The organism is Leptolyngbya sp. AN02str (assembly GCF_050565595.1).
Lineage (GTDB): Bacteria > Cyanobacteriota > Cyanobacteriia > Elainellales > Elainellaceae > Kaiparowitsia.
In genome coordinates, this window is sequence record NZ_JBNXVR010000016.1 from 1 (window position 1) to 22,690 (window position 22,690).

Here is a 22,690-nt window from a genome sequence, read left to right on the forward strand (position 1 = left end):
GAGCACGGGTTAGGTTGCTGGGATATGCTTTACTCATCTGACTCACTCAGGGCTGTAGATATTTGCTATTCGCAGCCTACACTGAGTGAGCTTTTTTACGCCCTTCCTGACTTCTCAAACACCCTCTAAGATTGATTGCGTGTCGTTCCTACGGTGCGATCGCCTAAGTCGTATATTCAGCGTTGATTTTTACATAGTCGTAGCTGAGGTCGCAGCCCCAGGCAACGCCTGCGCCGTGACCACTACCCAAGTTCACCGAAATTAGAACCGTGTCATCTTCTAAGTAGGTTCCCGCTGCCGCCGCTTTGAGATAAGCATTGGCCGCATCCCGATCAAAGGCTTGCGGTTGGCCATGCTCCATTAGCAAAAAGTCGCCCAGCTTAATCTGCAAGTTGCCCTGGTCAAAGGGCACACCCGCCCGACCTGCTGCCGCTGCAATCCGTCCCCAGTTTGGATCGCGACCAAAGATGGCCGACTTGAGCAACGCCGAACCCGCGATCGTGCGGGCCACCTGCCGAGCCGCTGCATCATCCGCTGCACCCGAAACCTGCACCTCAATCAAACACGTAGCTCCTTCCCCATCACGAGCGATCGCCTTTGCCAAGTGAATGCAGACTGCCGTGAGCATCGCCTCCAGTTTTTCGGCATGGGCATCCATCTCGGTAATGGCGGGAGTGCGCGATTCGCCATTGGCCAGAGCCAGCAAGGTATCGTTGGTGCTGGTGTCACCATCCACCGTAATTTGGTTAAACGATTTGTCGGCAGCACGGCTCACCATTTGCTGCCACAGGTGAGGAGAGATGGCCGCATCGCAGGTGACGAAAGCTAGCATCGTCGCCATATTGGGGTGAATCATGCCCGACCCTTTGCTGATGCCGCCAATCCGCACAGGCCGCCCTTCAATCGTCGTTTCTAGCGCGATCGTTTTCGGCACCAAGTCTGTGGTGATAATCGCCTTTGCTGCATCATCTGACCCTTCTGCACTGGCAGCAGTCACCAGCTTGGGAATGCCAGCCCGCAGTTGCTCCATGCGAATGCGCTGACCAATCACCCCGGTCGAAGCGACCAACACAGACTCTGGCGTAGTGCCGATCGCCTTGGCCAACAGTTGCGCACTTTCTAGGGCATCGGCCCAGCCCTGGGCACCCGTTGCCGCATTGGCCTGACCCGCATTGCACAAAATCGCGTGGACGCTGGGTTTTGCCTGAAGCCGCTGCCGACAGTAGTCAACACAGGCGGCCCGCACCTGGCTTGTGGTGAATACCCCAGCGGCGATCGCCTCCACCTCTGACCAAATCAGAGCCAAATCAGGCGCACCAGACGGCTTTAGTCCAGCAGCAATTCCCCCTGCCTTAAATCCTTTGGGAGCCGTTACCCCTCCCGAAATCTCATGCCAGTCTGTCATGTCGCCTCCCATGCTGCCATCGCAAATTCAAACACTCCTTTTGAACCCAAGGGTCTAGGGCTTAACACAAGCTCACACCAAGCCCGTTTGCTGGTGTGGGGTGTAGGGTACTCCCTCCACACCAACGCGTAAGTCCAGTCTTTTCAAAAGAGCATTCCCAAAAGATGAAGCCTAGTTTAGCGTGAGTTTTTGGCAAAACATGACAACAAACCAGGACTAATGCACTTTGTATCGAATTTGAAAGGTTTTGGATGGTTTTTCTCGTAGATCCAGCCCAAGGCCCATTGTTCAAAATTCTCTAACTCAGGATTTACGCAGTTGAGTGATTTTTGGAGCGTTAATCGCCCCAAAAGTCACTCAGCCCCCTGGTTTTTCGAATGAAATGCTTAAGTCCGATAACGGCACAACTCCTCACCATGAAAAATGCCCCTCCAGTAACGATGGAGAGGCATTGCGGTTGAGTCATCATAGGGTTACATCAGAGCCAGCGCTCCCGAGCTCAGGCTTTGGACTGCCTCCAGCCCGGTAGAACCCTGGCACAAGTGTAGGAACCAAACAAACGAAACGGGAACGTATCCCTTGCAAGGAGCCATCAGGCTACAGCTTGCAGCAACGATGTAGAAACTCCAGCCAGAGCCTAGCTCATCGAACCACCACTGCGATCGTAGTTCTTGCTAAAGGTGGGATGAGGCTGCCCCTGAATGCTGTTCCAGTAGCCATTAACTTCTTCTTCACAGCCGATTTCTGCTGCAACGCGACCCAGCATGGACTGCTGACGGTTTTTAACAAGCTGATGATGGCGAACCATGAGTGCCCGAGCTTGATCTTGAGTAGACATGGGAATTACTCCTTGCTTTGTTTGTTCTGATATTTTTTGCTCACTGATTTACTATAGCAAACACTTCTGTATCAATGACTACAAAAAGGTGTATTTTTATAAAATTTATATATCTTTACCAAATGGGGATCGCACAAAGCGATAAGCTCAGCATCACGCAAGTTTTGCAAGCAGCGAAAAAAGGGGACTGAATTGGCGCTACAGGAAAAAACAGTAGATGTGAACGGGCTGACGTGGTTTTATCGAGAAGCAGAGCCGATGAACCCCAGTGACAAACCCGTTGTGATATTGCTGCATGGGCTGCCGTCTCAAAGCTATAGCTGGCGTAATGTGATGCTGGCACTGGCAGAGCAGGGCTTGCGGGCGATCGCCCCCGACTGGATTGGCTTCGGCTACTCAGTAAAGCCCGATCGCCGCATGTTTGCCTATACTCCCGAGGCATACATCACCGGGTTAGGACAATTGCTCGACGCGTTGCAATTGGAGCAGGTTTCCATTGTGGCGCAGGGGTTTGTCGGCTCGGCGGGTGTGCAGTATGCGCTACTCAACCGCGATCGCGTCGAGCGTTTAGCCTTGTTTAATACTCCGGCCTGGGCAGGTGCCAAGCTGCCGTGGAAGATGCAGCAGTTTGGGATTCCCCTGGTGGGCGAAATGCTGACCCAAGATCCTCTACTAGTCGATCGCACGCTGGAAGGCGGCGGTGGCTACGTGGTGGAAGATGCCGACCTGGATGTTTATCGACGCCCTTTTTTGAAAAGCTCGGATGCGGGGCGGGCACTGTTTACCCTGGTGCGCCAACTGCAAGTTCCCAAGGTTGCTGCCGAAATTGAAGCCGGGCTGACCAATTGGGAGAAGCCATTGTTGATGGGATGGGGTGATCGCGACCCGTGGCTGCCCAGCGACCAGGCCGAAGCCGCCGCCAAAGCCTATCCTCAGGCAGAATTCACCAAATTTGAAGAAGTAGGACACTACCCGCAAGAAGACTGGCACGAAAAAGTGAACGAAGTGCTAATTCCCTTTTTGCGGCGACAGCTCACTTAAAGGGGTGTTGATCTCGAAAATTTGCCTTTGAGTCAGGGCCAAACCCGAGTTACAGTGATGAACGGAGGCACAGAATGTCTACTCTGGTCACAGGTTCTACCTGAATCTAACCTCATGATTGATCACCGCTAACTTCTAGTGGTTCATTCTGCAAAGGTCTCTACCATTTGGGTTCTGCCCCATAGAACCTTTAAGATGGTCTTGCTGCAAGGTTAATAGTAGAGATAGGTCTATGATTCGCGTTCGGTCTATTCTGGCTCTCATTATCGCGGCGATCGCCATATTTACCGTAAGTTGCAGTAGCCCCAAAGTGGCCAAAGGCCCCTTGTATACTACTGAGCAGCTTGCCCAAATTCAAAAGTTGGCTACCGATGTTGAAGACATTCGTGAGCGGATGTTGGGCATTCCTCCCCTGGTTCAAAAAGGCGATTGGAATGACGTTAGCTCCTACATTCACGGCCCGTTGGGAGAGATGCGCTTTAAGATGAGCACCTTGGCTCGTAGCCTCAAACCCAAAGACACTCAGGCCCAAGCTCAGGAGCTTGCCAAAAACGTGTTTGGCCACTTGAATGTGATTGACGAAGGCGTACAAACCCTAGATTCTCGTAAGGCACTGTTGAACTACAACGAAGCGCTGCGCGACTTTGATGAATTCCTGAAGCTGATTCCAACTCAGGCCAGTTAAGGGAACGGTTTACCGACGTGTCTGATACGATTCGGGTACTGATTGTGGGCTGTGGGGTAGTTGGGGCGACGATCGCCTACGAACTCTCTCGCAGCCCACAATTTGTTGTGACGGTGGTGGAAGCGCGATCGCCCGCTCAAGGGTCCACAGGGGCTGCCTTGGGGGTGTTGATGGGGGCCATTAGCCAAAAAGTGAAAGGCCGCGCCTGGAATTTGCGACAAGACAGTTTGCACCGTTACGAAACTCTGATCCCAGAGCTAGAAGCCATCACTGGACAATCAATTCCCTACAACCGCCAGGGCATTGTGCTGCTGCGGCTAGAGGAAGAATCCGACCCCGATCGCTGGACTCGTCTTGCAGCCATTCGTGCCCAGCAGGGCTGGCAGATTGACCTGTGGGATGCTCATGAACTGCATCGCCACTGCCCGCAGGTGGCTCCGTGGGTGCCAGCGGTCTACTCACCGGGCGATCGCCAGATTGACCCCACCGCGCTCACGTTGGCCTTGGTACAGGCCGCAACCCAAAATGGGGCAACCTTTCATTTCAATTGCGCGATGTCGCCGTTGCCCAAAGCCCATGAGGCGGATCCAACCCAGCTTGAGCGGTGCGATCGCATCGTCACCGTTGCGGGAGAGATAGAAACTGACTGGCTCATCCTCACCTCTGGCATTGGCACATCCCAGCTCACTCAAGCCACGCCCCAACCGTTGGATATTCGGCCTGTACTGGGACAAGCCATGCGCATTCGGCTGGCAGATTCCTTGGGCGATCCGACGTTTCAGCCTGTGATGACTGGCAACGATATTCACCTGGTGCCCTTGGTTCATGGCGAGTATTGGGTCGGTGCAACGGTGGAGTTTGCCAATCAAGAAGACGCGATCGCCGCCCAACCTAACAAGTTGGAAGAAGTATGGCAGGGGGCGATCGCCATTTGGCCCAACCTTGCCTCTGCTACTCGTTTGCAAACTTGGTATGGCCTACGTCCGCGTCCCTTCAATCGTCCGGCTCCCGTGATTGAGAATTTTCCTGGCTACACCAACGTCATTACTGCAACGGGGCATTATCGCAACGGCGTGTTGCTGGCCCCAGCAACCGCTGCCCAGGTGCAGCAGCTCATTCTCTCTCGCTAAATTCACGCCGTTGCTCTCACTCTTGCCGTTATCGCGTTAACTGAGGGATGGCATCCTCTGAAAACTCTCGTCAGCAACGAATCTCACCAGCAACGAATCTCACCAGCAACAACCTCGCCAGCAAATTTTTCGCCAACAACGATGGATCAGACCAGGCTTGTCCAAAACAACTGGGGCTTGTGGTTATGTCAGTTCAGGTCTCTGTCATTATCCCCATCTACAACAGTGCGGCTTTGCTCTCCAGTTTGTTTCATTCCCTGCTAGCCCAAAGTTATGACAAAGCATATTGGAATCTGTACTTGATTGATAACCACAGTCAAGATGACAGTCTGAAACAGCTCATCCACTTTCAGCAACAGGCCAAAGCGCACAATTTAACCGTCCAGGTTTTGAAAGAGACTGCGATTCAAAGCTCCTACGCGGCGCGCAATCGGGGTATTTGTTCTGCAACGGGTACGATCTTGGCCTTTACCGATGCAGATTGTCGGCCCCATCCCCACTGGTTAGAGCAGATGGTGATACCGTTTTCCAATCCTTCTGTGGGCATTGTTGCTGGAGAAATTGCAGCGGTTCCTGGCGGCAACTGGATAGAAGCCTATGCAATGCGGCACGCCTTTCTGTCGCAAACCCATACGCTGTCTCATCCTTTTTTGCCCTATGGGCAAACGGCCAACTTAGCGGTACGACGTAGCGCGATCGCACAAGTTGGCCTGTTTCGTCCCTATATAACCACCGGGGGTGACGCTGACCTATGCTGGCGAATTTTGCAACGGGGCAACTGGGCGATTGAAGTTGCACCCCAGGCTATTGTGCATCATCGACATCGTTCTACTCTGCAAGGCTTGGCTCAGCAGTGGCAACGCTATGGCGCATCCAATCGCTACCTGCACGAGCTATATGGAGTACCGCTCATGCCATCTCTCCACTGGACAGCGTTCGTGCGCGGCATAGGGCGCTGGTGGCTAAAGACCCTTCCTACAGCAGGAATTGCTAGACTGCGAGGGCAGCCAATGGTGTCGTCACTCATTGATCCCATGTTGGATTGGTATTGTCGGCGATCGCGCTGGCAGGGGCAGCAGAGGGCACATCTCCCCTTGGGCGATCGTTTGATCCCGCCCTACCTCCCAAGGAGGATAGATAAAACCCAGTCCCACCCTTGTTTTAAGTCCGATGACGAAGTATGAATATTTCCAAAGAATGATGCCCAAACCGCAGAGAAACGACGTGTTGCGTTTTCAATTTTTTTAGGGAATCCTGGAAGAACTTGGTTGTGGATTGCCATCCGATTCAGCAAGTTCTGGCTCTCCTCAATTCTGCACGTGCTGTGTTTGCCCCCTCAACAGAAATTCCAGTGAGTTCATCCGAGCAAAACTTTTTCAACTCAATACAGGCTCAAACGCATTGCACCAATGGCAAGGGCTACGGATCTGCCGGTCAAAGTCCTGCTGTTCAAAGCTCTGCTGGCCAAAACCCTGCCGTCCGGTCACAGGGCCTCAAGCCCTTGTTGAAACGATGGTGCTCTCGTGTCGGAAGCAGTCTACTGTTGAGCTCGGCGGCTGTGCTGGGCATGGGTGGGCATGCGGCCCATGCTGCCGAAGAACTAGCCCTCAAGCTAGGCCCTATTCAGCAAACCATCGCCATTCAAGACCTCAAAACATTTGCCGAAACGGGCCGTGTACCCGCCTCGTTGTGGCTGTATGCCCCACTCATGACTCCAGAGGTACAGCAAGCCATTGGTAGCCATCTGCCGTTAGAAAGCCACGGTGGGGGTGCCTTGGTTGATGAGTTGCTCAGCACCTCTGCTGGGGAGCGGTTGCTAAAAACCCTAAATTCTGTCATTCCCAACTCAACCCAAGCAGACTTGCAGCAAGCGCTCGCCCGCGCTGCCGCCAGCCCCGAAGGGCTTAGCTTTTTGGGATTTGTGGCGGAGTTTCCGCATCAAAAGATGGTGATCGACCTGTCGGCGGGAATTCGGCTGGCCTCGCAAATGAACCTTCCTTACTGGCAAAGCAAGGCCCTTAGCTCCATTTTGGAGCGGGAGTTGACGGTTGCCGATGTCGATACCTTGGAAACCGATCTAAACCCGGCAGAGCGTGGACGGCAATGGGTTCGGCAGCAAACCATGTATTTTCGCGATCGCGATCGCCATCGGTCGATTCCGGTCGATATTTACTGGGCTCGCAAAACATCAGGACCACTCATTGTGCTGTCCCACGGGTTTGGAGCCGATCGCCGCTTTTTAGGATATTTGGCCTATCATTTGGCCTCGCATGGGTTTACCGTGGTTGCGCTGGAGCATCCCCGCAGCAATGTGACGTGGCTTTCGTCCGTCATGAATAATCAGTTTTTGTATCGCAATGTGTCGGACATTTTGCCCGCGAGCGAATTTGTCGATCGCCCACAGGATGTTAGCTTTTTGCTGAGTGAGTTGGAGCAACTCAACCATAGCTCTCGCTACTTGAAGGGACGCTTCAATACAGAGCAGGTAACGGTAATTGGTCACTCCCTAGGCGGGTATACCGCCCTGGCTCTAGCCGGAGCCCAGCTCGATCTGCAAAAGCTGGATCAGTTTTGTGACAGTGCTAGCAAGTATGGCCTGTCGGTATCGGATTGGTTGCAATGTACTGCGACTGACCTGGCAGCTAAGGATACCAAGGGTTTGAGCGATCGCCGCGTCAAGCGCATTATTGCTCTCAACCCGGTTGTGGGTCGCTTGTTCAACCCCAACAGCATTGCAAACATTCGCATTCCCGTGCTGATCACGTCCTCCACCAGCGATGCCATTACGCCTGCGGTCAGCCAGCAACTTTTACCCTTTGCCCAACTGCAAACCGAGCAAAAATATTTGCTTACCGCGATTGGGGCGACCCACCTGAGTGTGGGTGATCCTGAGAACCTCAACCACGCGTTGACCGACAGCCTGTTCATTCGAGAGCGGCCCAACCACGAAACCGAAGCCATGCGTACCCTTACCAAAGGCGTTGCCCTCTCGTTTATCAAGCAAGATACGCCCGACGCGCACACGTATCACCCATTCTTGTCGGAGGCCTATGCCCAGTCGCTCTCCACGGCCGACCTCAAGCTGCGGCTCAACTCTACCCTGTCAACCAATCTCTCCAAATGGTTGGGCATGGCAGCGCTACCATTAGAACAGATGACCCTCATGCCAAGTCCGCCCCAGCCTCGCCAGGGCTTAACCCTTAACGTTGCGTTACTAGGCGTTACTGGACTGTTGGCCTCTGTGCCCGTTGTGCTGTTTATTTTGCCGGGAAACTGGCGATCGCCCAATAGTCGGCTGTTCCGACGAGATTGGTATCGCCTCAAGCGCGATCGCTCCAACGATACTGACCAACCCTGAGCGTTTCTGCTGCGCACGCTGCACAAGTTTGTCAGTTCGTTAAGGGTTGCCGCGATCGCCCAATCAACTGATGTATTCATCAGCTACACGCTAATTTTTCAGAGCAACGCTTTGAAGGGAGTCTACCGTGCAAGGATTTTCAACCCAGCCCCCGTACATTCTGTGGGCAATTTTTGGTTTTGGCTTAATTGCCATTAGCCTGATTGCATTTGAACCGATTGTGGCCGCATTAGGCATTGCCGCCCTAATCACGGCGATCGCCGCCCTCAGCGTGCCTGATATTGCTGTGCAAACGCTCTTGTGGGGAGTTCTTTCCGTCACTATTGCGTTGGTGCTGCGCGGCTTTGTGCCACCCAAGTCTCGGAATCTTGACCCACCCACCGAGGCTGAAGTGTCTACCGATATTCCTCGTGGTGGAGTTGGCGAGGTCTCCTATGAAGGCACGTTTTGGTCGGCCCGTTGCCAAGTGTCAGATGTGGCGATCGCCGCTGGAGAAACGGTTCATGTGGTGGGTCGGCAGGGCAATACCTTGATTGTGGTGCCTGCCAGTTTTTTGCAATAGAGGTCTGCGATCGGTTTCTTGCCCTTGATTGTCTATCTGGGTTCAGTCTCAGCAGCTTTTCAAGTTCAACAAATTAAGTTCAACAAAAATTAAAGCGGGGTTGAACCCTCGAAATCACTGATGGGAGGCGGGTTTTGCGGTAAAGCGATCGCTACCACTCCCCAAAAGCATTCGATAGAATGAAAGTCGGGCAATCAGTGAATTCTAATTTTTTTAATTTCTGGATAGGGCGCTTCTCTCAATCTGGAGTGTTGCCATGGGCAAAACCCAACCTGCAGCAAGGTTTGAGCCTGGTTGCGTTGATGAACTGTGGATCATTTCCCCAAAGATGGAGTGAGGACTACCCGTTTGGTGCTTGTTTTTTCAATGGCATTAGCAGAAATTAGACACACAGGCATGAGATGACCACTCGAAAATCGTCATATGGATTCCGCAGACGCGATTACATTACAAGCTTTTATGCTGGCGCTGGTTCAGCTGGATGTGCCTCTTTCGCCGGAACTACATGAGGCCGTCAATCAAGTTGGCGATGCACTAACGCACCATCGACCTGAGGTGGCCGAGGAGGTGCGATCGCTCGTGCAGCAACACTGGCGGCTGAAAGAGCTGTATGACGTTGAGTGCCAAAATCTGCAAGAGCTATACCCCACGCAGCAGCGAGCAAAACGGCTGAATGGCTACATCAGCGGACACCACCACAACGATCCAGAAGCTATTACCTGGAACGATATTGCAGCCGCAGTCCTTAAACAGGATGATTTTCGGGCGGGGGCAGAAGCTTTACTCAAGCGGGCTCATGCCCAAGGGGATGCTGTTAAAGCTTCAGGAGATGTCAAGGTATTTTTGAGTGCGCTGCAACGGGCGGTGGCCCAAGCCCATGCTCAGGCGATCGCCATTCTCAAAGCAATTGAAAAGCGACCTTTGACCCCACGCAACTTGCCCCATGTGGTGGGTCTGTCGGTTGACCAATCCCGCTCCATCGTGGAATATCTCTGGAAGGAGGGTTACATTGATCGCTTCACTGGAAACTTTTTCAGCAGTCTATCCGCCATGTTTGGTGGGAGGCATCGCGAGAACGAAACCATCGATCCAGATACCTACCTGACACTTACCAGTAAGGGGCACTTTTTGTTGCACCCAGTATTCATTATCGGTAGGCGCGAGGATAGGTATTGGTGAATGTTGTAACCTACAGAATCCTACTCGGAATTGCAGCCCTCATTGCAGGTCTTTTTAACCTTCCTGCAGCGTATGAGAAGTTAAGGGAAACCTGCAAAGGGCTGTTATTTTTTGAACCGTTAAAGAGCCTGGGATTTTGGATTTTGATGATCATCCAGGTGCTATTTCCAGCTGGCATTTTTTTGGCGTGGGTAACTGACTTTTTTACATCTGAACCCCCCATTGATTTTCCCCTGTTTGTAAAAGCGATTGGGGTTGGCCTCAGTTTTGTGGCGTTTCTCAATGCCCGTACGGAAACGGTTTTTCTCACCATCGACATTAAGAGCGTTTACAATCGCTTGATTGTGATTGGCGTTCGGTTAATTGCCGCGCAGGAAACTCGCCGCACGGCTCAGTTTTTGCGCGAATTTGAGCGGGAGTTGATGCAGCCCACGGCCATGCTGGAAGAAGGTCTCAAGGACTTGCGTGCTTACTTTAGTGCCGATATTTCCCTGTCGCCAGAGGAAGAAGAAACGTTTTTGAGGGCGATCGACCAAGCGCTGCGCGAAACGTCGTTATATGACAAAATTACGGCGACCCAAAGCTTGGTGCAATCAGTGCGGCGGCAAGATTTGTTCTACACGCTGCAACAGTTCAATGTGCGGCCTGAATTTTTGCAGTACTACTTTCCCAAAGAGTTCAAAGCGCTAAAGGGAAACCCAATTCGATAGGCGATCGCCACTGATCAGCCCTGGTGTTTACCTACTCATCACCCATAGAGCATCACCTATGAAACGATCAGCGGGGTGAACCGCTGTGTCATGGTTATTCCGTATGTTCTAGCTGGCGGTACAGCGTGTGCAGCAGATTTTCCAGCTTTTCGTCGGGACAGCACTCAACTAGTGCCTCAAACAAATCCAGCAGCTTGGCGGCGCTTTCTCCCAATGTCGGGCTGAAGTACCACACATCTTGCACCCAGTCACGAGGCTTTTCATCGTCAAAAATTAGGCGTTCTAATAACTGTTTGGCTTCGGCTTTTGAAACAGGCATGGTTATCGGCGTTTAGGTCAATCTAAGGAATTTGAGCGTTGGGCAATGGCGCGATCGCCCGTTTAGCTTGGAGAAACAGCCACGGCCGGTTACTTTTCTGCTTTAAGGTCGCGCTCCATCAGCGCTTCGACGGCTTGCTGAGGGGTGATGTTGCCATTCAACAACAGGTACACCAGATATGAAATCGGCATGGGGATGGATTCCCGCTGAGACAGGGCATAAAGTACATTGGCTGTGTTGACTCCTTCGGCAGTTTCGCCAATTTCAGCAAGGGTTTGTGGCAGAGTTTTGCCCTCAGCCAGCTTAAACCCAACCTGATAGTTGCGGCTTAGCGGACTGTTGCAAGTTGCCAACAAATCGCCCAAGCCCGACAGGCCAAAGAAGGTTTCTGTGTCGCCTCCCAGGTACGTTCCCACGCGAATGATTTCGGTGAGCGATCGCGTAATTAGGGCCGATTTAGCATTGGTGCCCAACTGTAGCCCGTCGCAGACTCCAACGGCGATCGCAATTACGTTTTTGAGGGTTCCCCCTAGCTCTGTACCCAAGGGGTCGGTATTGGTATATACCCGAAAGCGATCGGATGCAAAGGCTTGCTGCACCAGCCGGGCAGCAGCTTCATCCTTACTCGCAACAACCGTTGCGGCAGGGAGCCCCAGCTGAATTTCCTTCGCCAAATTTGGCCCTGACAGCACCACCACCGGATGGCGAGGAAACATCGTTTGCCAAACTTGAGAGGCTGTGCAGGTTGTGGCTAAATCCAGCCCTTTGGTTGCACTCACCAGAATGGTATTGGCTGGTAAACCATGCTGCGCAACGCGGCTGGCCACCTCGGCAACGCCACTCATTGAGATTGCAGAAACAACGATATTGCTGGATGTCAGCAATGTTTCCAACGGGGTGCCATGCTGACGCGACCATAGGTGCACGTTTTGCTGGCGGCGATGGGAGTTGCGGTGGACCAGCTCAGTCAGTACGCTGCCCCATGCCCCTGCCCCAAGGACCGTCAGGGTTAAAGGTTTATCGGTCGTGGAAGTTTGCAACAGATCAGGCTAAAACAAATAGGGCAAATACAAAATTAAAACAAAGAGGGAACACAACGAGGGCCAGAGCATTGCAAATTTTAGGGACGCACAGAGCGATCGCCTGAATAGGGGCGATCGCTAGACCCAAAACGACATCCACATTGATACATCTACGGGAGCGGGCACCATGTCGCCCCGAAAGTCGAGCAGCTGAACCAACAATAGATAGGCAAACCCTAGCAATAGGGCGATCGCTCCTGTAATGATGGCAACAATTTTTGACCGACCCATAGAGCCTCCTCGCAAACTAGCTCGCAAATACGGTGCAGAATGACGATTATACCTATCGTCTGAACCGCAATGGCCATTGCTCGATATATTGTTCTACAGTGCCACACGAGAGTGCCATGCAACTTGGCAAAACCGAGTTACAGGAGCGATCGCACAGAGTGAAGGGACGGAGATATGGATAGCAATACTCAACACTCAACAAACCTTAGCGTAACGCAGCCACCAATGGTGGTTCAGGTCTCAGATCTGTGGAAGGTGTATCGCACTGGCTTTTGGCTCAATCAAAAAGTGTCTACCTTGCAAGGTTGTACCCTGGGCGTGCATGAGGGAGAAACGTTTGGCTTACTCGGCCAAAATGGTGCCGGTAAAACGACGTTGCTCAAAATTTTGTTGGGAATTATTCGGCCCACATCTGGTCAGGGTATGCTGCTGGGCAAGCCACTGGGCGATCGCTCTGTCAAGCGTCGGGTTGGCTATCTTCCAGAAAATCCTTACTTCTACGACTACCTCACCGGATGGGAGTTTTTGGAATATAGCGCGGGTCTATTTCAAATTCCCCGCAGTGTCCAGCGCCAGCGCATTCCCGAACTGTTGGATATGGTAGGGCTTGCGCGCTCGGCTGCTCAAAAGAAACCCTTGCGGCAATATTCCAAAGGCATGTTGCAGCGCGTTGGCATGGCTCAAGCCCTGATCAATGATCCCGAAGTCGTTTTCTTAGATGAGCCGATGTCTGGGCTTGATCCCTTTGGCCGCTACCAAATTCGAGAAATCATTGTGTCTTTGAAAAAGCAGGGCAAAACTATCTTTTTCAATAGCCATGTCTTATCCGATGTGGAGCAAATTTGCGATCGCATTGCCATTTTGGCCCGAGGCGAGCTGATTTGTGTTGGCGGACTCAATGAACTGCTAGGCACTGCCAATCTTTACCAAGTCAAAGTTCGCAATGCTCATCCCGATCGGCTCAAGCAATGGCTTCCCGATTTGGAATTTCATGATGGGTTATGGCAGGGCCATCTCAACGGCCAACCCCAAGACTTTTTAGCCAGCTTGCAGCTGATGAACGCTCAGCTTGTGAGTATGAGCTTGGCACGGCTCAGTCTCGAAGATTTTTTTGTGCAGCAACTCCGCCAACGTGGCATCACCACCAGCCACTAGCTCATAAGTAGGCAGCCATGATTCAACATAACCTGAGTTTTGGATAAGCTGAAAAGCTGATTTTTGCGTGCGCGACGCGCAAAAATCAGAAAAGCTCTTAACCAAAACTGACGTTAAACATAAAATCCCAAAACTCTGTGCCGCACAGCGGGCGGCACAGAGTTTTGGGATCTGGTTTTGAATCGTGTCGAGATACTTAGAAGATTTGCGGGTGGATGTTCTCAATGGCCTCCTATCTGGATAGCTTTTTGAAACATGAATTGTGGTGCGGCTCCGTCGCACTACAATTCACGCCAGTGGTCTAACCGTTTTCTCAGCGCGATGCCACGAAATCCCATCAGGATCAGGCAGGAGATCAGGCGGACTTTTAATTCACGATGGGTTTAAGAGGATCACCGCCCAGCATGAGTGTGAATACGTGAAGGTGAGTATATGAGCGCAAATCTATGAGCATCGTGCATATTTGAGAACTGTCACACTCGATTTCCGTTGACTGTTTTGGGAATGCCAAAATCTAGACATTATCAGCACATCAGCGAGAAAAGCTTTTCAAACGCCAAACGCCCAGATCACACCTCTGTTCCACAACCCGAATATAGGTTGACAGATGCAATCTGAGCGTTTGTAGCGTTAAGGATGCTGCTACTGCAGAACTTCTAGGGTGACGGGTGCAATGCCAGAGCTGATAAGGCCAATCGCACGGGCTGCAGCTGCCGACAGGTCAATCACACGACCTCTTGAGAAGGGGCCTCGATCATTGATTCGTACAACAACCGATTGACCCGTGTTGAGGTTAGTGACCCGCACCTGAGTGCCAAACGGCAACGACCGATGAGCAGCAGTCATGGCATTTTGGTTAAACACTTCGCCACTAGCGCTACGATTGCCATGAAATCCAGGGCCATACCAGGAAGCCATGCCGCGAAGGTTGCCACTTGTACGTGCCTGGGCAACTTGGCGAGGCTGACCTTCAATTTCGGTTAGGGGAGCAGCTCCGCCAAGGAGACGGCGCAACCGATTTGTAGCCTGTAGAACGTCTTCAGCCGGATTTTGCGTGGTATCGGGCAGAATGACATCCGTACCCATGCTGATGAGGGGGGTATCGTTGGCATAGATGATGTACTGCTCTTGCTCAGCATTCCATCTTGCAATGATGGACTCAGCATTCACACCCTCTTGGTAGAGCTGGTTGATGCGAGTAGCGATCGCCGACGCCTGCTGAACCGGGTCTAACAGGTTTGCTGAATCAGAACTCTCAGTCGGGTCCGTTGCCTTAGTGGCGGTCGATTCAGAGGGGGGGGTTGGAAGCTTGATACCTGTTTCAGCCTCTGAGGTTTGCACTCCCGCTAAAACATAAGTTTTTGGGGATACACTCACTTCAGCCGCCGAGACCGATCCCAGAAATGTAAAAACCGGGATGCTGCGAACCCGCAGCGTAGCAGCCTGACGTTCTCCTACAGTGTGAGGAAAAATCATGACGATAGTGGACTCGGCGGAATCAGCCTCTTCTTGAGACTGGTATTCTCCGACCTTGCTCACCTCGCTAGATGAGCCCACGCTCAGGGAACCCAAATCGGCAGTACTGGAGCCACCGTGGGTCGATTCTTGCGAAGAACCGAGCTTAGATGCAGGCTCAGCTTCAACGACTTCGTTGGAACCGAGTTCTTGCTGGGAAACTCGACTTCGAGGAACCTCGTCACCCTCTCCGGGGAGCGTTGCCTGACTCGGCGCGACTCCAAGAGCTGTGACCATGACCGCAGCAGTCGCTAAACTGCCCCAAATTGCTTGCTTCATACACTCCATAAGTGAAAGACAGCAGAGAGCCGAGACCTAGGACTTGTAACCTCAGAACAACCAGACCTGTTATGCCAAGGGGGTTGATTGCTCAACCGCACAAGTACCTGTCGGACACTAGGGAACTGTTCATCACAGCGCACACCACTTCTGAACTGGACAACCAAAACGGAAGACCAAGCAGAAAATTCGAGATGCAACCCTCTCAACTCGTACTCGTTATGTGTTCACTCTTTGGGTTGTGGAACTGCAACACCCTATCACGAAAAAATCGGGATGGGGATCAGGGTGCCTTTGGGAAGGGCGATAACTTCATCAAAACTTTATATTCAACATTTCGTTAAACAGACCTTTAGAAAAGGGTTTTGTCGAAATCCCGTGATAAATAGCTTTACGAAATCTTCATTGAAGTTTTCTTTTTTGTTAAGGTTCTTCCAGTTTTCCTGTGATATTGATCACAGACGCTTCACATCCCCTTAACCATCGATCTATTTCGAAAAACTAATTAGCCAGGAAAGAAAAACTTATCCTTTGTGGAGTCTGGGGTGGCCACTTGCGATCGCCCGATGGCAGTCAAAACCACTCAGCTGTTCCATCGGCTTGCATGAGAGCTTTTCATGGAAGTGCCTTTTGGCAGTTCTTACTTCAAGTACAGCGCTCATGAGCCTTTCTCCGATTTGGCTCAAGGGGTAGAGCAACCATTAGAGTGGAAAGCGATCGCCCTACCCAGCTATGCTTGGCAGATCTTGGCAAGATGCTCGATTCATAGGGGCTTTGGGGTTTGGGTGGCAACTTAATCTGGTCTTGATAAGTAAAAACGGCTGATCGGAATTAGGAGATTGCACCTTAAAAACCGTTGAATCAAGCGTTTAGATAAAAACTGATTATATTTATCCTTCTCATATCATCTTCCTGGAGAAAGGGGATGTATTCAAAAGCACAAGTATTTGCTGGGCAATTTGTACCGGTAGCCCATTGCTGTTGGCGAATTGATGAGGGTTCGGGAAGGGCTCTGCGGTCGGTTAAAGCTTGTATGACTCGTGCAGATGAGGTGAGCTATGGGCTTAGGTGCTGACCGAGCGATCGCCCCACTAATTCTTTCTTGTTAGGACTTTCTTTTTAGGATGCGCGGCAGGTAAGCCAATTTTGTGCCAGTCAGCTTTGGTTACAACAGGCGAAGTTGTGCATCTGGCATTTGGGTTTCGATGTCGATCTCGGGTGTGGTGCTCCAATCCAAGTCTGTATCGACGTGATCTGCCAGTAAGCTTTGTGCTGCAAGCACCATATCTGCTTCTAGCTCTTGCAAATGGGTTTGGTGAGCTAAGTAGGCTTTGAGCGCATCGATAGGCTCGACACTATGGCCCACGCCCAGTTCGGGAAGGCGAGGGCGGGCTAGTTGGCTAACCAATTCGGGATGAATGGTGTAAGTATGAGCCGTGGCCAGGGCTTCGTGCAGGACAATGTTGTCGATGTGTTCGAGCTGTTGTGAGTGGAGTTGGTACACCAACCGCACCACGGAGTCATGAATTTGGGCATGGGCGATCGCCCTTAAAAGCTCTGATTGCGGGTCTTCTGCATGGGATACGTCAGCCTGAATGGTGTAAAAGCGCCGCACCGACACCGGGCAAAATTCAAATCGGGTTTGATGGCGCGCCAGTTCAATGAGTACGTATCCCTTGTCTTCTTTTTCTTCGCTAAAGTCTACCCGCTCAATGCTGCCGGGATACACAACGGGCGGCTGCTCGCACAACACTTGGTGCCGATGCACATGGCCCAGTGCCACATAATCGAAACACGAGCGAGTCAACAGAGCCATGGGTACCGTAAAGCCTTTGCCGGCTGCGAGAAAACGCTCGGCCCCAAACCGTGCAGTATCGGTCATGAGATGCGCCAGCATTACGGTTGGTATCGCTGGATCGAGCTGGCGAATTTCGCCTTCTAGGGCTACCCGCAGCCGATCGATGAGGAGATCATTGACTTCTGCTAGCGATCGCCCTTCGGTTTCAGGACGGGTGAGCAAGGTGGAGCGGGTGAGCCAGGGCAAGGTCACAACCTGGACTGGCCCATTGCGCGTTTGAATACGGTGAGTTTCTAGGCGATCGCCCACAATGAATCCAGGCACTGCCAACGTTCGATAAATGCACAGGCTGGCCCCACCCAAGCCCTGAGCATGCTGATCATGATTGCCTACTAACAGCACCGTGGGAATTTGGGCATCGACTAGGCGGCGAAATTGGGTGGCAAAGGCTTCTTGTACAATTGGCGGCGGGGTTGCATCAGGAAAGGCATCTCCGCCAAACAGTACCAAATCCACAGGTTCGGCGATCGCCCGGTCAATGCACACACTCAGCGTGTGCACAAAATCTTCAAACCGTGTGTTTAAGCCGGTTTCTGGATTGACCCGACCGTGGGAAAACCCACTACCCAAATGAATATCTGACAGATGGAGAACCTTGATCATGCCCCATAGCCCAATGTGTTCGCTCACAAGTCGCGAGTGCTGACTAATGCAGCCGGCGATCGCTTCCCCTCTTTATTTCTTTTAACAGAGAAAACAATCGTACTAGTTGCTCTCCATCATTTTGCAGTGTTTCACCCAAAACGAAACAAAAAGTTTGGGTGGTGTAGTCAGACCACGCCACCCAAACTTTTTTTTAACGTCAGTTTTGGTTAAGAGCTTTTCTGAGGGTTGCGCGACGCGCAACCCTTAGAAAAGCCCAATTTTGCGTGCGCGTCGCGCACGCAAAATTGGGCGATTCAGCTTATCCAAAACTCAGGTTTTTTTATAACGACTCTACAGGTTGCGACTTAGGCTTCTACACGAGTATTCAGGGCCATATCAGTTTGGGCCGCTCCAACCGTACCGGAGTACACCAGGCCTCGCTGCATATCCAGCGTCAAAATCGTGCCATCCCGAATCACCGATGTGGCATCCTTCACCCCGACAATCACAGGAACCCCCAACCGCAGGCCAATCACCGCCGCATGGCCAGTCAGATTGTCATCCTCGGTCACAATGCCTGAGGCTTTGCGGATCGCATCCACGTACTCCACATTCGTCTTGGAAACTACCAGAATTTCCCCAGGGTTGAAGTTGCTCACTTCTTGAATGCTTTGGGCAACGCGGGCGCGACCGCTAACGGCCCCTTGGCCAATGCCAATCCCATGCCCCAGCACAGCCGTCACCAGTTCTACCTTGATCAGGTCGGTTGAACCCGACACGCCTTGCAACGTGCCTGCCGTCATTACCACCAAGTCCCCTTCTGTCAGCAGGCTCTTTTCCTGAGCAACGTTAAGCGCCGCCTGGAACGTTTGGCCAGTCGAGGGTAAATCTAATACCAACAAAGGACGCACACCCCACACGAGCTGCAACTGTCGGGCCACATCCACATGGGGCGTGACTGCCAGAATCGGCTTACTGGGTCGGAACTTGGATACGTTGCGGGCGGTGGCTCCCGTCTTCGTCAGTGTCATAATGGCTGCCGCGTTGAGCTGGTCGGCAATGTTGCCCACAGCTTGGCTAATGGCATTGGGAATGGTGCGACCGGGCGACGCTTCCAAATTGCGGGTCAGCGGAATTTCTTGCTCAATGCGAACGGCAATGCGGGCCATGGTTTCTACCGCTTGAACGGGAAACTTACCCACCGCCGTTTCGTTGGACAACATGACAGCATCGGTACCATCAATGATGGCGTTGGCCACATCCGAAATTTCGGCCCGGGTAGGCCGGGGATTATTCACCATGCTGTCGAGCATTTGGGTTGCGGTGATGACGGGAATGCCGAGCCGGTTTGCCGTGGCGATCAGGCGCTTTTGCAGAATGGGCACATCCTCCGCTGGAAGCTCCACACCTAGGTCACCCCGAGCCACCATCACTCCATCACACAGCGACAGCACGGCCTCCATTTGCTCGATCGCCTCGTGTTTCTCGATTTTGGCGATCACGGGCACATTTTTGCCAGCGCTGGCAATGAGTTCTTTAATTTCCAGCACATCTTGGGGATTGCGCACAAAGCTGAGCGCCACCCAGTCTACCCCCTGATCCAACCCAAACATGAGGTCGGTGCGATCCTTATCGGTCATAGCCTTGATGGACAGGTACACACCGGGAAAGTTGACGCCCTTGCTATTGGACAGGACACCACCGACAACCGTCCGGCAGTAAAGCTCGCGCTTGACCTTGTCAACCTTTTCGACCACCATTTCAACGCGGCCATCATCCAGCAGAATGGTAGCGCCTTCGGGCACTTCTTCGGCCAGGGGTTCGTAGGTGACAGAGCTTATGGCCTGGGTGCCTACCACCTTCTCGCTGGTGAGAATAAACGGATCGCCCTTCTGTAATACAATTGAACCATTCTCGAATTTGCCCAGGCGAATTTTGGGGCCTTGCAGGTCTTGCAAAATGCCAACAGGCTGGTTGAGTTCAAACGAGACTTGACGAATCAGACGAATATTGCGCTGGTGGTCTTCGTGGCTGCCGTGGGAGAAGTTGAGCCGGAGGGTGGTGGCTCCCGCTTCAATCAAGCTCTTGAGGACTTCTGGGCTGCTGGTGGCGGGACCAATAGTGGCGACGATCTTGGTTCGGCGAATAGCGTTGTGCAATGACATGTGCGTTCCAGAAGTCTAGATAAGGATTAGTTTTTAGCAAAAAGGTTAGGGGGACTTGCCTGAGCTTTGGCAACTCGATGCGGTTCTGGCAAGCAAAAGGGATGGTATCACGTTTGGATGGCACGTTAAGCAAATGGAGCAGGTTTTTGAACGCTAGACTCAAAAGAAGAAGGCTCATGATTCTGCCAGAAAGCCCTTCTCGAAGAAAAATTAAGCTAGAAATAGCGGGCGATCGCCTCCACATGTAACTCAAGCTTGTTAGCCCCTAACTCCTAGTCCCTCACTCTTCCTCCCGCTCTCATCTCTCTACTCCCCAATTTCCCTGTGACTCTGTCTTCTTCTCCATCGACCCTGCTCAAAGACCCGGAACGCCTAGAAACGCGCTTGAAGGAAATTCCCCAGGAGCCCGGCGTGTATTTTATGCGGGATGTGACCGACAACATTCTGTACATTGGCAAGTCGAAAAGTTTGCGATCGCGCGTTCGGTCCTACTTCCGGGAAGATCAATACCGTGATCCCCGAATTGCCCTGATGGCGATGCAGGTGGCGGAAATTGAATTCATCGTGACGGATACCGAGGCCGAAGCGCTGGCCCTGGAAGCCAACCTAATCAAGCAGCACCAGCCTCACTTCAACGTGCTGCTCAAGGACGACAAAAAGTATCCCTTTTTGTGCATTACCTGGAGCGAAGACTATCCGCGCATCTTTATCACCCGCAAGCGGCGGCTTGGCAAAACCAAAGACCGCTACTACGGGCCTTATGTCGATGTGGGGTCGCTGCGGCGCACGCTGAACTTGGTGAAGCGGGTCTTTCCCCTGCGGCAGCGGCCCCAGCCCGTGTTCAAAGATCGCCCTTGCCTGAACTACGACATGGGCCGATGCCCTGGTGTGTGCCAGCGGCTCATCTCGCCCGAGGATTACCATAAGATCATGCAAAAGGTAGCCATGATCTTTCAAGGGCGCACCAAAGAGCTAGAAGACATTTTGCAAGTGCAGATGGAAAAAGCCGCCGAAGACTTGAACTTTGAGCTGGCGGCTCGGATTCGAGATCAAATTCGCGGATTGCAAAGCCTGGGGGCAGACCAGAAAGTGGCGCTACCAGACGATACTGTATCCCGAGATGCGATCGCCCTCATGGCTGACGATCATCACGCCTGTGTACAGCTCTTTCAAATTCGGGCAGGCCGATTGGTGGGTCGCCTAGGATTTGTCGCTGATGCCCAGTCGGGTACGCCAGGGGCCATTTTGCAGCGAGTTTTGGAAGAGCACTACTCCAGCGTAGAGACCGTTGAAATTCCAGCCGAAATTTTGGTGCAGCATGAATTGCCCGAAACTGGCATGCTGACTACGTTTTTGACAGAACGACGAGGCCGCAAAGCCTCCATCATTGTGCCGCAGCGCCAAAGCAAAGCCGACCTGATCGAAATGGTGGAGCGCAACGCCGGGTACGAACTGGCGCGGACGCAACGCTTTGCCGATCGCAACAATCAAGCCATGCTGGATCTGGCCGAAATTTTGGACTTGCCCGACTTGCCCCACCGCATTGAGGGCTACGACATTTCCCACATCCAGGGTTCCGATGCAGTGGCATCGCAGGTGGTGTTTGTGGATGGGCTGCCCGCCAAGCAGCACTACCGCCACTACAAGATCAAAAACCCCACGGTGCGCACTGGCCACTCCGATGATTTTGCCAGCATGGCCGAGGTGATTCAACGGCGGTTTCGGCGCTATGCCCAAAATCCCGATTTGAAGCGGTTGGGCAATCCCGACTTCCCAGACTTGGTGATGATAGACGGGGGCAAAGGCCAGCTTTCGGCGGTGGTGGCCGCACTGCGCGAAATGAACTTGCTAGAGGATGTCAAGGTCGTCAGCCTTGCCAAGCAGCGCGAAGAAATCTTTTTGCCCGGTGAATCGTCGCCCCTCGTTACCGAGGCCGAGCAGCCTGGTGTACAGCTCTTGCGTCGCCTGCGAGACGAGGCCCACCGCTTTGCCGTGAGCTTTCACCGCAAACAACGGAGCGATCGTATGCGGCGCTCGCGCCTAGAAGATATCCCCGGCTTAGGCTTGAATCGGCAAAAGCTGCTGTTGGCCCACTTCCGGTCGATTGACTATTTGCGAGAGGCATCCGCCAAGCAAATTGCCGAAGTGCCCGGAATTGGCCCAAAAATGGCGCAAACCATTTACGAATACTTCCATCCCCAACTGCAAGACGATGACCCAGCCCTAGGCGGAAGCCTGCTGCTAGAACGAGCAACCCCCGCAGACACGGCAGAAGCCATCGCCTCGGACGACCTAGCCCAAGAAAACCCAGTCGAAAACACCCCCCAACCCTAAACAACCTGAGGGTTGCGCGTCGCGCCGCCCTCAGAAAAGCTCTTAACCGAAACTGACGTTGACCAACCCACCTCACCAACCCCTACCTTCCAGCCACCACTCCACCCAAGCCCACACCTGATCCAAACCCCACCGATGCGAAGCGGCTCAACACCGCTCACCGACAACCCATTTGCCGAGGGGGGTCTGGGAAGACGGGCTGCTGTCCCTCCCAGTCAAGGGGGTAGGGGGTGACGCACCCCCAAGCACAAGCCTTATC

At 52.7% G+C, this 22,690-nt stretch carries 19 protein-coding genes; 11 read left to right on the forward strand and 8 right to left on the reverse strand.

Annotated features, from left to right (window positions below; translation table 11 throughout):
- Positions 1 to 163 precede the first annotated feature (163 nt).
- Together argJ and ACQ4M4_RS13820 are read right to left on the reverse strand one after the other, a co-directional pair.
- Positions 164 to 1,405, reverse strand: coding sequence for a bifunctional ornithine acetyltransferase/N-acetylglutamate synthase (argJ, locus tag ACQ4M4_RS13815; protein WP_430685077.1), 1,242 nt, complete (start codon positions 1,403 to 1,405; stop codon positions 164 to 166).
- 637 nt (positions 1,406 to 2,042) lie between these two features.
- Positions 2,043 to 2,243, reverse strand: a complete 201-nt coding sequence (locus ACQ4M4_RS13820) for a hypothetical protein (RefSeq protein ID WP_430685078.1) — start codon at positions 2,241 to 2,243, stop codon at positions 2,043 to 2,045.
- 219 nt (positions 2,244 to 2,462) lie between these two features.
- Between ACQ4M4_RS13820 and ACQ4M4_RS13825 the strand changes: the two genes are divergently transcribed.
- The 8 genes from ACQ4M4_RS13825 to ACQ4M4_RS13860 all read left to right on the forward strand — a co-directional run bounded on the left by ACQ4M4_RS13825 (position 2,463) and on the right by ACQ4M4_RS13860 (position 10,908).
- Complete coding sequence (locus tag ACQ4M4_RS13825) at positions 2,463 to 3,284, forward strand: alpha/beta fold hydrolase (RefSeq protein ID WP_430685079.1); 822 nt, start codon at positions 2,463 to 2,465, stop codon at positions 3,282 to 3,284.
- Between the two features lie 232 nt (positions 3,285 to 3,516).
- A complete protein-coding gene (gene psbQ, locus ACQ4M4_RS13830; protein WP_430685080.1) occupies positions 3,517 to 3,969 on the forward strand; it encodes a photosystem II protein PsbQ in 453 nt (150 codons plus the stop codon).
- A gap of 17 nt (positions 3,970 to 3,986) precedes the next feature.
- The gene (locus ACQ4M4_RS13835) at positions 3,987 to 5,099 is read left to right on the forward strand and encodes an NAD(P)/FAD-dependent oxidoreductase (protein WP_430685081.1); all 1,113 of its coding nucleotides are present in this window, start codon (positions 3,987 to 3,989) and stop codon (positions 5,097 to 5,099) included.
- Between the two features lie 185 nt (positions 5,100 to 5,284).
- Positions 5,285 to 6,283, forward strand: a complete 999-nt coding sequence (locus ACQ4M4_RS13840; RefSeq protein WP_430685082.1) for a glycosyltransferase — start codon at positions 5,285 to 5,287, stop codon at positions 6,281 to 6,283.
- A gap of 86 nt (positions 6,284 to 6,369) precedes the next feature.
- Complete coding sequence (locus tag ACQ4M4_RS13845) at positions 6,370 to 8,457, forward strand: alpha/beta hydrolase (RefSeq protein WP_430685083.1); 2,088 nt, start codon at positions 6,370 to 6,372, stop codon at positions 8,455 to 8,457.
- Between the two features lie 127 nt (positions 8,458 to 8,584).
- Positions 8,585 to 9,019 carry an NfeD family protein gene (locus tag ACQ4M4_RS13850; protein WP_430685084.1) on the forward strand — a complete coding sequence of 145 codons (435 nt, stop codon included), beginning with the start codon at positions 8,585 to 8,587 and terminating at the stop codon, positions 9,017 to 9,019.
- A gap of 423 nt (positions 9,020 to 9,442) precedes the next feature.
- Positions 9,443 to 10,198, forward strand: coding sequence for a hypothetical protein (locus tag ACQ4M4_RS13855; protein ID WP_430685085.1), 756 nt, complete (start codon positions 9,443 to 9,445; stop codon positions 10,196 to 10,198).
- The gene (locus tag ACQ4M4_RS13860; protein ID WP_430685086.1) at positions 10,195 to 10,908 is read left to right on the forward strand and encodes a hypothetical protein; all 714 of its coding nucleotides are present in this window, start codon (positions 10,195 to 10,197) and stop codon (positions 10,906 to 10,908) included. Before ACQ4M4_RS13855 ends, ACQ4M4_RS13860 begins: the two co-directional genes overlap by 4 nt.
- A 94-nt stretch (positions 10,909 to 11,002) precedes the next feature.
- Here ACQ4M4_RS13860 and ACQ4M4_RS13865 read toward each other — a convergent pair whose 3' ends face one another.
- From ACQ4M4_RS13865 to ACQ4M4_RS13875, 3 genes are all read right to left on the reverse strand, one after another.
- A complete protein-coding gene (locus tag ACQ4M4_RS13865) occupies positions 11,003 to 11,227 on the reverse strand; it encodes a hypothetical protein (RefSeq protein WP_430685087.1) in 225 nt (74 codons plus the stop codon).
- An 89-nt stretch (positions 11,228 to 11,316) separates the two neighbouring features.
- Positions 11,317 to 12,267 (reverse strand): NAD(P)H-dependent glycerol-3-phosphate dehydrogenase, encoded by a 951-nt coding sequence (locus tag ACQ4M4_RS13870; RefSeq protein WP_430685088.1) that lies wholly within the window; start codon positions 12,265 to 12,267, stop codon positions 11,317 to 11,319.
- Positions 12,268 to 12,387: 120 nt separating this feature from the next.
- A complete protein-coding gene (locus ACQ4M4_RS13875; protein ID WP_430685089.1) occupies positions 12,388 to 12,540 on the reverse strand; it encodes a hypothetical protein in 153 nt (50 codons plus the stop codon).
- Positions 12,541 to 12,714: 174 nt separating this feature from the next.
- On the opposite strand from ACQ4M4_RS13875, the gene ACQ4M4_RS13880 reads away from it, so the two are divergent.
- The gene (locus ACQ4M4_RS13880; protein ID WP_430685090.1) at positions 12,715 to 13,695 is read left to right on the forward strand and encodes an ABC transporter ATP-binding protein; all 981 of its coding nucleotides are present in this window, start codon (positions 12,715 to 12,717) and stop codon (positions 13,693 to 13,695) included.
- A 642-nt stretch (positions 13,696 to 14,337) separates the two neighbouring features.
- Here ACQ4M4_RS13880 and ACQ4M4_RS13885 read toward each other — a convergent pair.
- Complete coding sequence (locus ACQ4M4_RS13885) at positions 14,338 to 15,489, reverse strand: septal ring lytic transglycosylase RlpA family protein (RefSeq protein ID WP_430685091.1); 1,152 nt, start codon at positions 15,487 to 15,489, stop codon at positions 14,338 to 14,340.
- Between the two features lie 617 nt (positions 15,490 to 16,106).
- Between ACQ4M4_RS13885 and ACQ4M4_RS13890 the strand changes: the two genes are divergently transcribed.
- Positions 16,107 to 16,286: a hypothetical protein gene (locus ACQ4M4_RS13890; protein ID WP_430685092.1), complete on the forward strand. Its 180-nt coding sequence runs from the start codon at positions 16,107 to 16,109 to the stop codon at positions 16,284 to 16,286.
- A 368-nt stretch (positions 16,287 to 16,654) separates the two neighbouring features.
- Here the strand turns inward: ACQ4M4_RS13890 and sbcD are convergent, their stop codons facing one another.
- Both sbcD and pyk read right to left on the reverse strand, forming a co-directional pair.
- Entirely contained in the window at positions 16,655 to 17,977 is a 1,323-nt protein-coding gene (gene sbcD, locus ACQ4M4_RS13895; RefSeq protein WP_430685093.1) for an exonuclease subunit SbcD, read from the reverse strand.
- A gap of 320 nt (positions 17,978 to 18,297) precedes the next feature.
- Positions 18,298 to 20,097: a pyruvate kinase gene (gene pyk / locus ACQ4M4_RS13900; RefSeq protein ID WP_430685094.1), complete on the reverse strand. Its 1,800-nt coding sequence runs from the start codon at positions 20,095 to 20,097 to the stop codon at positions 18,298 to 18,300.
- Positions 20,098 to 20,421: 324 nt separating this feature from the next.
- On the opposite strand from pyk, the gene uvrC reads away from it, so the two are divergent.
- Positions 20,422 to 22,431 carry an excinuclease ABC subunit UvrC gene (gene uvrC, locus ACQ4M4_RS13905; RefSeq protein WP_430685095.1) on the forward strand — a complete coding sequence of 670 codons (2,010 nt, stop codon included), beginning with the start codon at positions 20,422 to 20,424 and terminating at the stop codon, positions 22,429 to 22,431.
- Positions 22,432 to 22,690 lie beyond the last annotated feature (259 nt).

Bases quoted from the DNA above. Each gene is read 5' to 3' on its own strand.
- argJ (WP_430685077.1), bottom strand. From the start codon at position 1,405: ATGACAGACTGGCATGAGATTTCGGGAGGGGTAACGGCTCCCAAAGGA.
- ACQ4M4_RS13820 (WP_430685078.1), bottom strand. From the start codon at position 2,243: ATGTCTACTCAAGATCAAGCTCGGGCACTCATGGTTCGCCATCATCAG.
- psbQ (WP_430685080.1), top strand. From the start codon at position 3,517: ATGATTCGCGTTCGGTCTATTCTGGCTCTCATTATCGCGGCGATCGCC.
- ACQ4M4_RS13840 (WP_430685082.1), top strand. From the start codon at position 5,285: ATGTCAGTTCAGGTCTCTGTCATTATCCCCATCTACAACAGTGCGGCT.
- ACQ4M4_RS13855 (WP_430685085.1), top strand. From the start codon at position 9,443: ATGGATTCCGCAGACGCGATTACATTACAAGCTTTTATGCTGGCGCTG.
- ACQ4M4_RS13865 (WP_430685087.1), bottom strand. From the start codon at position 11,227: ATGCCTGTTTCAAAAGCCGAAGCCAAACAGTTATTAGAACGCCTAATT.
- ACQ4M4_RS13875 (WP_430685089.1), bottom strand. From the start codon at position 12,540: ATGGGTCGGTCAAAAATTGTTGCCATCATTACAGGAGCGATCGCCCTA.
- ACQ4M4_RS13880 (WP_430685090.1), top strand. From the start codon at position 12,715: ATGGATAGCAATACTCAACACTCAACAAACCTTAGCGTAACGCAGCCA.
- ACQ4M4_RS13885 (WP_430685091.1), bottom strand. From the start codon at position 15,489: ATGAAGCAAGCAATTTGGGGCAGTTTAGCGACTGCTGCGGTCATGGTC.
- ACQ4M4_RS13890 (WP_430685092.1), top strand. From the start codon at position 16,107: ATGGAAGTGCCTTTTGGCAGTTCTTACTTCAAGTACAGCGCTCATGAG.
- pyk (WP_430685094.1), bottom strand. From the start codon at position 20,097: ATGTCATTGCACAACGCTATTCGCCGAACCAAGATCGTCGCCACTATT.